The sequence below is a fragment of the Citrobacter sp. Cpo015 genome, from assembly GCF_030333035.1.
GTDB lineage: Bacteria > Pseudomonadota > Gammaproteobacteria > Enterobacterales > Enterobacteriaceae > Citrobacter > Citrobacter portucalensis.
This window is the reverse complement of sequence record NZ_JAOWGS010000037.1, coordinates 304,674-318,008: the sequence shown is the minus strand read 5'-3', so window position 1 is coordinate 318,008 and position 13,335 is coordinate 304,674. Positions and strand designations below refer to the sequence as shown.

Below are 13,335 nucleotides of genomic sequence, written 5' to 3'. Positions count from 1 at the left end.
TCTCCACACTGTGACGCGGTTAACTTGTGATCCAGTATCACCTGAGATATACGGAAGTAATAGTGAATAGATAAAATGAATTGTTCCGGGTTTCTCTACGCATAACCGTTAACGAACATCCTGAAGGAAAAAGTATCAATGCGTCTGCTTAATCGCCTGAACCAGTACCAACGCCTGTGGCTACCCTCGAACGGCGAACCGCAGTCGGTGACCGTCGGGGAACTGGCCGAACGCTGTTTTTGTAGCGAACGCCATGTGCGTACCCTGCTAAAGCAAGCGCAGGATGCAGGCTGGCTGGAGTGGCATGCCCAGTCGGGGCGCGGGAAACGCGGGCAGCTGCGGTTTTTAGTGACGCCAGATTCACTGCGCAACACCATGATGGAACAGGCGCTGCAAAAGGGAGAGCAGCTTAGCGTACTGGAACTGGCTCAGCTGGCGCCGGGCGAATTAAGAACACTGCTACAACCGTTTATGGGCGGTCAGTGGCAAAACGACACGCCAACCCTACGTATTCCCTATTACCGCCAGCTCGACCCCTTGCACCCCGGATTTCTCCCCGGTCGCGCAGAGCAACACCTCGCTGGACAAGTTTTCTCTGGCCTGACCCGGTTTGACAGCACTACGCAACGTCCCTGTGGAGACTTAGCCCACCACTGGAATATCTCCGCTGACGGCCTGCGCTGGGATTTCTATATTCGTTCCACCCTGTACTGGCATAACGGCGATGCGGTCAGCAGCACACAGCTACATCAGCAGTTGCTGAAGCTGTTAGAACTCCCCGCGCTGAATAAGCTGTTTATCAGCGTAAAGCGCATTGAGGTGACGCATCCCCAGTGTCTGACCTTTATTCTGCATCGTCCCGACTACTGGCTGGCGCACCGTCTGGCAAGCTACAGCAGTCACCTGGCGCATCCTGAGCACCCGTTTGTGGGTACCGGCCCGTTCCGGTTGACGCTGTTTACTCCTGAGCTGGTGCGTATCGAGAGTCACGATCACTACCATCTGAGTCATCCGCTACTAAAAGCCATTGAATACTGGATAACCCCGCAGCTCTTCTCCCAGGATTTGGGCACCAGCTGTCGCCATCCGGTGCAAATTGCGATTGGTAAACCCGAAGAATTGCCTATGCTAAGCCAGGTAAGCAGCGGGATCAGTCTTGGTTTTTGCTATCTCACGCTCAGAAAAAGCGCGCGCCTGAATACGCAGCAAGCCCGTAGACTGATCAATATCATCCACCGTTCTTCCCTGCTACAAACGCTTGAAGTGGATGAAAATCTGATCACGCCAAGCAATGCACTGCTCCCAGGATGGACTATCCCGCAATGGGATGAACTCGACGAGGTGGCATTACCGGAAAAGCTGACGCTGGCTTATCACCTGCCGGTAGAACTTCACGCTATGGCTGAACAGCTTCGCCAGGCGTTGGCGCTGCTCGGCTGTGAATTAACGCTTATTTTTCATAATGCTAAAAACTGGGATGGCGATCATCCCTTAGCCCAGGCCGACCTGATGATGGGCGACAGGCTGATTGGTGAGGCACCTGAATATACTCTCGAACAGTGGTTGCGCTGCGATCAGCTCTGGTCACATGTATTGAATGCGCCAGCATACACACATTTGCAAACGACCCTGGATGCCCTTCAAATCCAGGCCGATGAGGACGATCGCCACGCGGCTTTACAACAAGTTTTCGCCACGCTAATGCATGACGCTACCCTGACGCCACTGTTCAATTATCACTATCGCATCAGTGCGCCACCGGGCGTGAACGGCGTACGCCTGAATCCTCGTGGCTGGTTCGAGTTTACCGAAGCCTGGCTGCCACCTCCTTCCGCGTGAAGAAGCTGGTCGACGGCACGCCCAGGCGCTACCATAAGGGCTTCGTTATTTTGTCAGGAAAAGCCATGAAACGTGCCGTTGTTGTATTCAGTGGAGGTCAGGACTCCACGACTTGTCTGGCGCAAGCGCTGCATCAGTATGATGAAGTGCACTGCGTGACCTTTGATTATGGTCAGCGCCATCGCGCTGAGATTGATGTCGCACGTGACCTGGCCTTAAAACTTGGCGCGCGCGCGCACAAAGTGCTTGATGTCACATTGCTCAGTGAACTGGCTGTCAGCAGCCTGACCCGCGATAACATTCCGGTACCCGATTACGAACCGGATGCGAACGGCATTCCCAATACCTTTGTGCCTGGACGCAATATTCTGTTCTTAACGCTGGCAGCAATTTACGCGTACCAGGTGCAGGCAGAGGCGGTCATTACCGGCGTTTGTGAGACCGACTTCTCCGGCTATCCGGACTGTCGCGATGAGTTCGTTAAAGCCCTGAACCATGCTGTAAGCCTGGGGATGGCGAAAGATATTCGCTTTGAAACCCCACTAATGTGGATCGATAAAGCCGAAACCTGGGCACTGGCCGATTATTGGGGCAAGCTGGACCTGGTACGCGAAGAAACGCTGACCTGCTATAACGGCATCAAAGGTGACGGTTGCGGTCACTGTGCGGCGTGTAATCTGCGTGCCAACGGCCTGAACCATTATCTGGCGGATAAACCAGCAGTGATGGCGGCAATGAAGCAGAAAACCGGGTTAAAGTGATTGTATTGCCGGATGGCGCTTTGCTTATCCGGCCCACATGCAGTTGCAGCAACTCTTGTAGGCCGGATAAGACGCTTGAGCGTCGCCTTCCGGCAGTCGCAGCCACTACTGCACCATCTGCTCCAGTTTTTCGCGCAACTCCCCTTCCAGCGGCAACGCTTTTTGCGTTTTCAAATCAATACAGACGAACGTAATCAGCGCGTCTGCCACCACCTGCCCTTCCGGCTCCAGGGTAATGGTCTGGTTTAACACGCCACTTTTGCCATTTAACTGTTGAACCTGACTGGTGATAGTCAGCAGGTCGCTCAGCACCGCAGGTCGTCGGTAGTTGATATTAATATTCACGACCACAAAAGCGATGTTGTGTGCTGTCATCCACTGAAAGCTGTCGCTGTTTTCCAGACCATCCCAGCGGGCTTCTTCCAGAAACTCCAGATAGCGGGCATTGTTAACGTGCTGATAGACATCAAGATGAAAACCACGAACTTTGATTTGTGTTTGCATAGCGCAGGAGCCTTACGTTGTTTTTATAGGAACAGATTTTTGGGTAAAGAGGTCATAACTGGTATGACCTCTACAGTCTGGCAAACTTTCAGCGCTCTGCAAGTTATTAAAGTGTTAAAACTGCCAGGTTACGCTCAACCAGTGAACTGCCCATGCCCGGCACCTGCTTTAAATCATCCACCGTTTTAAACGGCCCGTACTCCTCACGATAGCTCACAATCGCCTGCGCTTTCTTTAGACCCACGCCATTCATAACTCGCGCTAAATCCTCCGCAGAAGCGCTGTTGATGCTTACCCTGGTGCCCTCATCGTCGCTTGCTTTAGCGGGCAGTGTGGCTTTGCTTTGTGCCGCCCCTGGGTTTTCCGCTTTGGTTTGAGTCGCCTGGCTTTTGACGACAGGCTCAGCCGCCAATGCAGTTTGGGCCATACCAGTGCAGGTCAATGAAAGAGTGATAAGCAGAGCTTTGATTCCATGTTTCATACTGTTTTCTCCTTGTTTGTTAACAGTGGAATCACGATAGCGAGGTGCAGAACGGCAGACAAACGGCAAATATCAGAAATGGAAAAGGCCGCGAAAGCGGCCTTTGGTAGATACAACTTTTTGCAATTTTTTGCGAACTGCCTCGGTTATTGCTGCTGTTCCAGCGCATCACCGATTTTAATTTTTGCGGCTTTACGCAGGTTGCTCATCAGCGCTTCAAAGACAATCTGCGCGTTGTTCTGAGTGATCCCCTGAACCATCGCTTTCTTCTGCGCTTCAGGCATAGAACCAGCTTTCACCTCGTCCAACGCCAACAGAACAACGTTACCCTGCATGTCGTTCGCGACGCCGTAGCTCGGTTTGTCTTTCTCCGGCAGGCTCAGACCAAAGGCAGCCTGGCTCAGCGGATCCTGACCCGTACGGCTCAGCGTTTTCGCCTCGCCAAAGCTCAGACCCGCCGCTTTCACCGCTTCATCGCCTTTACCGGCTTTCAGATCCGCCAGCAGTTTATCGGCATCAAGCTTCGCCTGCTGCTCTGCTTTATTGTGCTTAACGAGCGCAGTTACCTGCTCTTTCACTTCAGCCAGTGGCTTCACGGCTTCAGCTTTGTGCTCTGCAATACGCAGCACGAACGCACGATCGCCGTCCACGGTGATGATATCGGAGTTACTGCCAAGCGTACCGTTCTCACCAACCAGCCCACCATTGAAAATGATGTCAGCGACTGGTTTGAAATTCAGTTCTTCCGGCAGGCTGTCACGGCTAAACCAGCCCGTTTCAACCGCTTTCATACCCGCAGCCTGCTCTGCACCCGCCAGAGATTCGTTATCATTGCTGGCCGCGTCGCTGACTTTCTGCTGCAGCGCATAGTACGCATCCAGCGCTTTTTCCTGCTTCACTTTTGCCGCAATCTCGTCACGGGCTTCGCTCAGCGGTTTAACTTGCGCAGGCTGTACGTCGTCAAGACGCGCAACGAGGAAACCAACGGAAGACTTAATTACGCCAGACAGTTGGCCTTTTTCTTTCAGACCAGCATTTTTCAGCTCATCCGGGGTGGTGGAATCTTCCAGCCATCCCATATCGCCGCCTTTACGGGCAGAGATGATATCGGCAGATTTTTCTTTCGCCAGCGCAGCAAAATCACCGCCTTTGTTCAGCTCGTCCAGTACCGCTTTGGCTTCATCTTCCGTTTTGGTCTGAATGATGCTGTAGCGGTTACGCTGCGGCTGAGTGAACTGATCCTGATGCTGGTCATAGTAAGACTGAATATCAGCATCGCTGGCCGTCTCCTGCATTGCAGCAGCGTCCAGCTTGATGTAGCTCACGCGGAACTGTTCCGGCGTCATAAAGTTGTTTTTATTCTGCTCGTAGTAGCTGGCAACTTCCTGCTCGGTAACAGACTGCTTCGCGGCCAGTGCGTTAACGTCAATCGTCGCCTCGCGCACGATACGCTGCTGTGCGACCAACGCCGCCAGTTCGTCCGTTTCACCTTTCAGCATGAAGTCCGTACCGGCAACACCGTTAATCAGCTGCTGTGTCGTAAGCTGATTACGTAATGCCTGAGCATACTGGTCTGCAGTCATTCCCATTTGATTGACAATCGCGTTATAGCGGTTGTTATCAAACTTGCCGTCCACCTGGAACGCAGGCGTGGCGAAAATGGCCTGTTTAACCTGATCGTCGCTGATGTTGAGCTTAAGCTCGCGGGAATACTGATCCAGCAGTGCTTCGTCAACAAGACGATTCAGCACCTGCTGACGCAGCGTTTTCATATAACCTTCGTTCGCGGCCAGCTCGGAGTATTGATCGCCCAGCTGTTGCTGCATGCGGTTACGTTCGCTGTTGAACGCATTCTCGAACTGCCCGCGGCTGATCTCCTGGCCATTCACTTTGGCGGCGAAGTTATTGCCTCCGCCAATCAGGTAACCACTCACGCCGGTCAAAATGAACGACACGATAATGATACCGAAAATAATCTTGAGCACGAGACTGTTAGCAGCCGTGCGTAAGCTGTCCATCATGGTGTAACCACACTCCGCTGTAGATGACTATACGCGTTATCCTCTCTGCTGCCCCCGCGTTGATGACAACAACGGCAACAAGGATTTTGAGTATATATGCTTCACGCAGCATAGCGTTTCCTGAACGCTGCGCACAAAGGTCTATTGTGACAAGAAACAGGGGCAATTGTCAGCCCACAACGCGTAGAAAGTACCGGAATTACAAATAAAAAAGGCACATCAGTCGATGCGCCCTTGTACTTCGTCACATCCCCAAAGGGGAAATCACTTAGTTTACCGCGTCTTTCAGTGCTTTACCTGCACGGAAGCCCGGTACTTTAGCCGCGGCGATGGTGATCTCTTTACCTGTTTGCGGGTTGCGACCAGTACGGGCAGCACGCTCTTTAACGGCAAAAGTACCAAAACCTACCAGCGCTACGTCATCACCTTCTTTCAGAGATTCGGTAACAGAAGCAATAATTGCATCTAACGCACGTCCAGCCGCAGCTTTAGAGATATCAGCCCCTGCAGCAATTTTGTCGATCAGTTGAGATTTATTCACTCTTCTCTTCCTCTTTATAATTTATATCGCACCTGAATCCTTCAAAGTGCGACCGCGCAGCAGTTATATCAGGCCTGCCATGCCCTTACAACACCCGTTAATGATGGCAAGCCTAATCCGTTATCTAAATTAGCTATACAAAAAAAGGCTGGCAAGCCCGAAATGGCCTGCCAGCCCTGTTTTTATTAATGCTCTTTGCGCGAGGTCACTATTTTGCCGTCAAAACCTGCATTCCAGAGGGGTCATTTTGCAATGCAAGAGTCAGAACTTCCTCAATACGTTTCACCGGGTGAATATTAAGATCGGCAATTACGTTGTCCGGAATCTCTTCCAGGTCACGTTTGTTCTCATCGGGAATTAAGACCGTCTTAATGCCGCCACGGTGTGCCGCCAGCAGTTTTTCTTTCAAACCACCGATAGGCAGAACCTGACCACGCAGGGTGATCTCACCCGTCATCGCCACGTCGGCGCGAACTGGGTTACCGGTAAGACAAGAAACCAGCGCAGTACACATAGCAATACCCGCACTTGGACCGTCTTTCGGCGTAGCCCCTTCAGGTACGTGAACGTGGATGTCGCGTTTTTCGTAAAAGTCCGGGTTAATACCCAGTTTTTCCGCACGCGCGCGCACCACGGTCAGCGCAGCCTGAATCGACTCCTGCATGACTTCACCCAGAGAACCGGTGTAGGTCAACTTACCTTTACCCGGTACGCAGGCGGTTTCGATAGTCAGCAGATCGCCGCCAACTTCCGTCCACGCCAGCCCCGTCACCTGACCAACGCGGTTTTCGTTGTCCGCGCGGCCATAGTCAAAGCGCTGTACACCCAGATAATCGTGCAGGTTGTCGCCATTGATCTCAATATGTTTCAGCGATTTATCCAGCAGCAGCTGTTTCACCGCTTTACGGCACAGTTTAGAGATTTCACGTTCCAGACTACGTACGCCTGCTTCACGGGTGTAGTAACGAATAATGCCCACAATGGCGCTATCGTCGACCGTCAGCTCACCTTTTTTCAGCGCATTACGCTCAATCTGTTTCGGCAACAGGTGACGTTTGGCAATGTTCAGCTTTTCGTCTTCGGTATAACCGGACAGACGGATCACTTCCATACGATCCAGCAACGGTGCCGGAATATTCATGGAGTTAGAGGTCGCAACAAACATTACGTCGCTGAGATCGTAGTCCACTTCCAGGTAGTGATCGCTGAACGCCACGTTCTGCTCTGGATCCAGCACCTCAAGCAGTGCGGAAGCCGGATCGCCACGCATGTCGGAAGACATTTTGTCGATCTCATCAAGCAGGAACAGCGGGTTTTTAACGCCCACTTTGGCCATTTTCTGGATCAGTTTACCCGGCATAGAACCGATATAGGTCCGGCGGTGACCACGAATTTCGGCTTCATCACGCACGCCGCCCAGCGCCATACGGATGTATTTACGCCCAGTTGCCTTCGCGATGGACTGCCCCAGTGAGGTTTTACCTACCCCCGGCGGTCCAACCAGACACAGGATCGGCCCCTTGATTTTATTTACACGGCTTTGAACCGCGAGGTACTCAAGGATACGGTCTTTGACGCGCTCCAGACCATAATGGTCGGTATCGAGGATTTCCTGCGCCTGACGTAGGTCTTTTTTGACCTTGCTACGCGCATTCCACGGCACCTGTACCATCCAGTCGATGTAGCCACGCACCACGGTCGCTTCCGCCGACATAGGAGACATCATTTTCAGCTTCTGCAGTTCTGCTTCCGCTTTCTCTTTTGCCTCTTTCGGCATTTTCGCCGCGTCGATTTTACGCTTCAACGCTTCGTTTTCGTCCGGTGCATCGTCCATCTCACCGAGTTCTTTCTGAATAGCTTTCATCTGCTCGTTCAGATAGTACTCACGCTGAGATTTTTCCATCTGCTTTTTCACACGGTTGCGAATGCGTTTCTCAACCTGCAGCAGATCGATTTCAGATTCCATCATCGCCATCAGATATTCCAGACGTTCGTTAACGTCGGACATCTCCAGCACGGACTGCTTGTCAGCCAGCTTCAGCGGCATGTGTGCAGCGATGGTATCCGCCAGACGTGCAGGATCGTCAATGCTGTTCAGCGACGTCAGCACTTCTGGTGGGATTTTCTTGTTCAGCTTGATATAGCCTTCGAACTGGCTGATAGCGGTACGCACCAGCACTTCCTGTTCGCGCTCATCAATAGCAGGCGAGTCAAGGTACTCTGCTTTCGCAGAGAAATGCTCGCCGTTGTCAGACAGCGCAGAAATACGCGCACGCTGTAACCCCTCGACCAGCACTTTTACGGTGCCGTCAGGCAGTTTCAGCATCTGCAAAATAGAGGCCACGGTCCCGACGGTGAAAAGATCGTTTACACCCGGCTCATCCGTTGACGCTTCTTTCTGTGCGACCAGCATGATTTTTTTATCATGGTCCATAGCCGCTTCCAGACAACGGATAGATTTTTCCCGCCCTACAAATAAGGGTATGACCATGTGCGGATAAACCACCACATCGCGCAACGGCAATACGGGGATTTCAATGCGTTCAGAACGCTCAGGATTCATAGAGCTCTCTCTTAGTTTAGTTTCCGCCAGGTAATCAGGTGGTACGACTGTGCTTCACACCACCTTTAACATGTATGTCAGTATATGGGGATGTTTCCCACACATTCAACGCCATGTTTACGGAAAAATAAAAGGGGAGATAAAATCCCCCCTTTTTAATTAAATGTCTGTATGAATTGATGAATTATTCGCCAGATGCCTGCTGCGCTTCCGGCTTACCGTAAATCAGCAATGGCTTGCTCTGACCGCCAATCACCGACTCATCGATCACCACTTTTTCGACGTCTTCCATAGAAGGCAGATCGTACATGGTGTCGAGCAGCGCGGCTTCGACGATAGAACGCAGACCACGAGCACCGGTTTTACGCGCCATCGCTTTCTTGGCGATCGCATCCAGCGCTTCCTCACGGAATTCCAGATCGACACCTTCAAGATTGAACAGCGCCTGGTACTGCTTGGTCAGGGCGTTTTTCGGCTCTTTGAGGATCTGGATCAATGCTTCTTCGCTCAGCTCGCTCAGCGTTGCCACCACCGGCAGACGACCGATGAACTCAGGGATCAGACCAAATTTGATCAGATCTTCCGGTTCAACCTGCGACAGCAGTTCACCTTCGCTGGCTTTATCAGACTGTGCTTTTACCGTTGCGCCAAAACCAATGCCGGAGCCGGTTTCAACACGGTTAGCAATCACTTTATCCAGACCGGCAAAGGCACCACCGCAGATAAACAGGATCTTGGAGGTATCAACCTGCAGGAATTCCTGCTGAGGATGTTTACGACCACCCTGTGGCGGAACGGCAGCAACCGTCCCTTCGATCAGTTTCAACAGCGCCTGCTGTACGCCTTCGCCGGAAACGTCACGGGTAATAGATGGGTTATCAGACTTACGAGAAATCTTGTCGATCTCATCGATATAGACGATCCCACGCTGTGCTTTCTGCACGTCGTAATCGCACTTCTGCAACAGTTTCTGAATAATATTTTCAACATCTTCACCCACATAACCGGCTTCGGTCAGCGTGGTGGCATCAGCCATGGTGAACGGAACGTCCAGCAGGCGCGCCAGCGTTTCAGCCAGCAGCGTTTTACCGGAACCCGTCGGGCCAATCAGCAGGATGTTACTTTTGCCCAACTCGACGCCATTGCTGGTGTCGCCATTGCGCAGACGTTTGTAATGGTTGTATACCGCGACCGCCAGCACTTTCTTCGCCTGCTCCTGACCGATAACGTAATCGTCCAGGTGGTTGCGAATTTCATGTGGCGTCGGCAGCGCACTGCGTTCACGGTGCGGTGCTACTTCCTTAATCTCTTCGCGAATGATGTCGTTGCATAAATCAACACATTCGTCGCAGATATACACGGATGGACCGGCAATCAGCTTACGCACTTCATGCTGGCTTTTGCCGCAAAAAGAGCAGTACAACAATTTGCCCGAGCCATCTTTGCGTTTATCTGTCATGGGTCAAAACCTCTTCTTTGTTCTTTGTGCCGCACACGACGACGCAAATGCCATTCTCAGGCGCAAGACGCTAGTCAGCGTTGTGCCGCTCCAGGTAATTATAGCGGCACACCTGCGCACTGGGCATTAATTACGATGGGTCAAAATCGAGTCGACCAGACCGTACTCTACCGCTTCAGAAGCGGAGAGGAAGCGATCGCGCTCGGTATCACGTTCAATCTGCTCAAGAGATTGACCCGTATGATGCGCCATAAGTTCGTTCATGCGCCCTTTTACCTTCAGGATTTCACGGGCATGAATTTCAATATCCGTTGCCTGGCCCTGGTAACCGCCCAGAGGCTGGTGGATCATGACGCGAGAGTTAGGCAGGCAAAAACGTTTGCCTTTCGCCCCGGCGGTCAGCAGGAACGCACCCATTGAGGCCGCCTGGCCCATACAAATGGTGCTGACGTCCGGCTTAATAAACTGCATGGTGTCATAGATAGACATCCCGGCAGTGATCACTCCACCAGGGGAGTTGATGTACAGGTAGATATCTTTTTCTGGGTTTTCTGCTTCCAGGAACAGCATCTGCGCCACGATCAGGTTAGCCATATGGTCTTCGACCTGGCCGGTCAGAAAAATGACGCGTTCCTTAAGTAGACGAGAATAGATATCAAAAGAGCGCTCACCACGTGAGGTCTGTTCAATGACCATCGGCACCAGCGCCATATGGGGTGCAAAGTTATCTCGTTCGCCGCTGTATGACATTTCCGTCTCCTGGATAAAATTTGAAAAAACCTGCTGTGCTGATTGTAACCTTATGGACGGATTATCAGCTAGTCCCTCAGTAATGGGTACGACATCGCCATAATTCAAGCATAACAATCTTTTGTTGTAACGCTAACACTGAAACGCTGTTTTCGCACTCTTCCCATGCAAAATGCGTGACAAAAAAAAACCCGCCACCAAAAGGTGACGGGCTTGCGTACGAAATTCGAGCTAAAAAAGCGACGAATTACGCCTGCTGGTTCATCAGTTCGTTGAAGGAAGTGGCTTTTTCAGTCACTTTCGCTTTCGCCAGAACGGCTTCAACAGCCTGCTCTTCCAGAGCGACGTTACGCATGTTGTCCATCAGCTCTTTGTTTTTGCTGTAGAACTCAACAACTTCTTTCGGATCTTCGTAAGCAGAAGCCATCTCTTCGATCAGGCCTTTAACGCGATCTTCGTCAGCTTTCAGTTCGTTGGTACGAATCACTTCGCCCAGCAGCAGACCAACAACTACGCGACGCTTAGCCTGTTCTTCGAACAGTTCACGCGGCAGTTCCAGAGCTTGTTTCTCGTTGCCGCCGAAACGCTGTGCAGCCTGACGACGCAGAACGTCGATTTCGCTGTCGATCAGAGCAGCCGGAACGTCGATGTCGTTAGCTTTTACCAGACCTTCGATCGCCTGAGACTTAACGCGGTTACGCACAGCGCCTTTCAGCTCGCGTTCCATGTTTTTACGGACTTCAGCGCGCAGACCTGCTACGGAACCATCTTCAACGCCGAAACGTTTGATGAATTCTTCAGTCAGTTCCGGCAGTTCGCGTTCTTCAACTTTCTTCAGGTTGATAACGAACTTCGCAGCTTTACCTTTCAGGTTTTCAGCGTGGTATTCTTCCGGGAAGGTCACGTCGATAGTGAACTCTTCGCCAGCTTTGTGGCCTTTAACGCCTTCTTCAAAGCCCGGGATCATACGACCCTGGCCCATCGCCAGTACGAAGTCAGACGCTTTGCCGCCTTCGAACTCTTCGCCGTCTACAGAACCGGTGAAGTCGATGGTTACACGGTCTTCTGCATCAGCAGCGCCGTCTTTGTCTTTCCAGGTAGCCTGCTGCTTGCGCAGGGTGTCCAGCATTACGTCAACGTCAGCGTCGGTAACTTCAACAACCGGTTTTTCAACTTCGATTGCTTCCAGGCCAGTCAGCTCAACTTCCGGGTAAACTTCAAACTCTACCGCGTAAGTAAAATCTTCACCCAGTTTGTATTCGCCCGGAACGTAGTTCGGTGCGCCAGCCGGATTGATTTTTTCTTTGATGATCGCGTCAACGAAGTTGCGGCTCATCAGGTCACCCAGAACGTCCTGGCGAACAGACGCGCCATAACGCTGAGCAACAACATTCATCGGTACTTTTCCTTTGCGGAAACCGTCAATACGCACTTTCTTCGCTACGTTGACCAGCTCGCTTTTCACAGCGGTCTCGATGCTGTCAGCAGCGATAGTAATCGTTACACGGCGGCCAAGGCCTTGAGTGGTTTCAACTGAAACTTGCATCTTGTTACCTCAAAAAATCACAGTGCTCGGTCAACTCTTCTCCGCAAGCACAGGTTGTTGGCTTCGCGGAACTGGGATGTTCTCATAAGCAATCACATTCCCTGTCGTCAGAATCATCCCGAAGACATTCCGAAAAATAAGACGCGCATTATAGCGGCATCACTTTTATGAGTCGAGAACGGTTATCGCGCGTTGCTGCGGCTTTTTTCACAATTCCCGGCTAATTTTTGTCTGAATACTGTACGACTGCCCCAGAATTCAGACAAAACAAAACGGCCCGCAGGCCGTTTTCACATAATCTGTAGCAACATACTGGAAAAGCGTCGGTTGTTGCAAATCCGTTTTTACGCGATGCTTCCCGCCCCACGACACGGAGGCGATGCAAAAATCGTATCCTGCAACGCTTCCCACTCCTTAATAGTGTAGGTATGCAGGGCAAGCGCATGAACGGTTGTGGAAAGCTCCGCCGTTAACGTGCTGTAAATCATCCGATGACGATTAAGAAAACGTTCACCTGTAAAGCGATCGCTAACCAGTACAACCTTAAAGTGGCTTTCAGAACCAGCCGGGACATTGTGACGATAGCTTTCATCCACAACTTCGAGGAACACGGGTTCGAACGCTGCCCTTAATTTTTCTTCTATTTGCTCACGAATCATCATGAAATTTTTCCTCCGACAACGCTGAGATGTCACCCATCCCTTTAAATACTAGCCGCTTTTACCGTTTTCATTACACCTTAGCAACAAAAAATTAGCGCTTGTCTGATTTTCTCATTCAAACGGATGAAGTTCACTGATTCCTCACTCCAATTTATTGCAAAAAGTCCGTTTATAGTCTCCACAAAGTCATAAAACGGACAACACAATG

The 13,335-nt window shown here is 51.5% G+C and carries 11 protein-coding genes; 2 read left to right on the top strand and 9 right to left on the bottom strand.

The genetic code is table 11. The annotated features are described in order from the left end of the window. Positions 1-138 precede the first annotated feature (138 nt). Both OGY67_RS17255 and queC read left to right on the top strand, forming a co-directional pair. Positions 139-1,839: an SgrR family transcriptional regulator gene (locus OGY67_RS17255; RefSeq protein WP_103284811.1), complete on the top strand. Its 1,701-nt coding sequence runs from the start codon at positions 139-141 to the stop codon at positions 1,837-1,839. Between the two features lie 65 nt (positions 1,840-1,904). Next, on the top strand, positions 1,905-2,600 hold the full coding sequence (gene queC, locus OGY67_RS17250; RefSeq protein WP_003021638.1) for a 7-cyano-7-deazaguanine synthase QueC: 696 nt from the start codon (positions 1,905-1,907) through the stop codon (positions 2,598-2,600). A gap of 105 nt (positions 2,601-2,705) precedes the next feature. Here the strand turns inward: queC and fadM are convergent, their stop codons facing one another. The 9 genes from fadM to bolA form a co-directional block, all read right to left on the bottom strand. Next, entirely contained in the window at positions 2,706-3,104 is a 399-nt protein-coding gene (gene fadM, locus OGY67_RS17245) for a long-chain acyl-CoA thioesterase FadM (RefSeq protein WP_003021636.1), read from the bottom strand. A gap of 106 nt (positions 3,105-3,210) precedes the next feature. Beyond that, entirely contained in the window at positions 3,211-3,585 is a 375-nt protein-coding gene (locus OGY67_RS17240) for a helix-hairpin-helix domain-containing protein (RefSeq protein ID WP_071445866.1), read from the bottom strand. Between the two features lie 146 nt (positions 3,586-3,731). Then, complete coding sequence (gene ppiD / locus OGY67_RS17235; protein WP_286574285.1) at positions 3,732-5,606, bottom strand: peptidylprolyl isomerase; 1,875 nt, start codon at positions 5,604-5,606, stop codon at positions 3,732-3,734. A gap of 268 nt (positions 5,607-5,874) precedes the next feature. Then, positions 5,875-6,165, bottom strand: a complete 291-nt coding sequence (gene hupB, locus OGY67_RS17230) for a nucleoid-associated protein HU-beta (RefSeq protein WP_219352570.1) — start codon at positions 6,163-6,165, stop codon at positions 5,875-5,877. A 190-nt stretch (positions 6,166-6,355) separates the two neighbouring features. Next, entirely contained in the window at positions 6,356-8,710 is a 2,355-nt protein-coding gene (gene lon / locus OGY67_RS17225; RefSeq protein WP_286574283.1) for an endopeptidase La, read from the bottom strand. Between the two features lie 184 nt (positions 8,711-8,894). Continuing rightward, positions 8,895-10,169 carry an ATP-dependent protease ATP-binding subunit ClpX gene (clpX, locus tag OGY67_RS17220; protein WP_003831013.1) on the bottom strand — a complete coding sequence of 425 codons (1,275 nt, stop codon included), beginning with the start codon at positions 10,167-10,169 and terminating at the stop codon, positions 8,895-8,897. Between the two features lie 126 nt (positions 10,170-10,295). Next, positions 10,296-10,919 (bottom strand): ATP-dependent Clp endopeptidase proteolytic subunit ClpP, encoded by a 624-nt coding sequence (gene clpP / locus OGY67_RS17215; RefSeq protein WP_003021624.1) that lies wholly within the window; start codon positions 10,917-10,919, stop codon positions 10,296-10,298. A 247-nt stretch (positions 10,920-11,166) separates the two neighbouring features. After that, on the bottom strand, positions 11,167-12,465 hold the full coding sequence (gene tig / locus OGY67_RS17210) for a trigger factor (RefSeq protein ID WP_003021622.1): 1,299 nt from the start codon (positions 12,463-12,465) through the stop codon (positions 11,167-11,169). 344 nt (positions 12,466-12,809) lie between these two features. Then, positions 12,810-13,127 (bottom strand): transcriptional regulator BolA, encoded by a 318-nt coding sequence (bolA, locus tag OGY67_RS17205; RefSeq protein ID WP_003021619.1) that lies wholly within the window; start codon positions 13,125-13,127, stop codon positions 12,810-12,812. Positions 13,128-13,335: the final 208 nt, after the last annotated feature.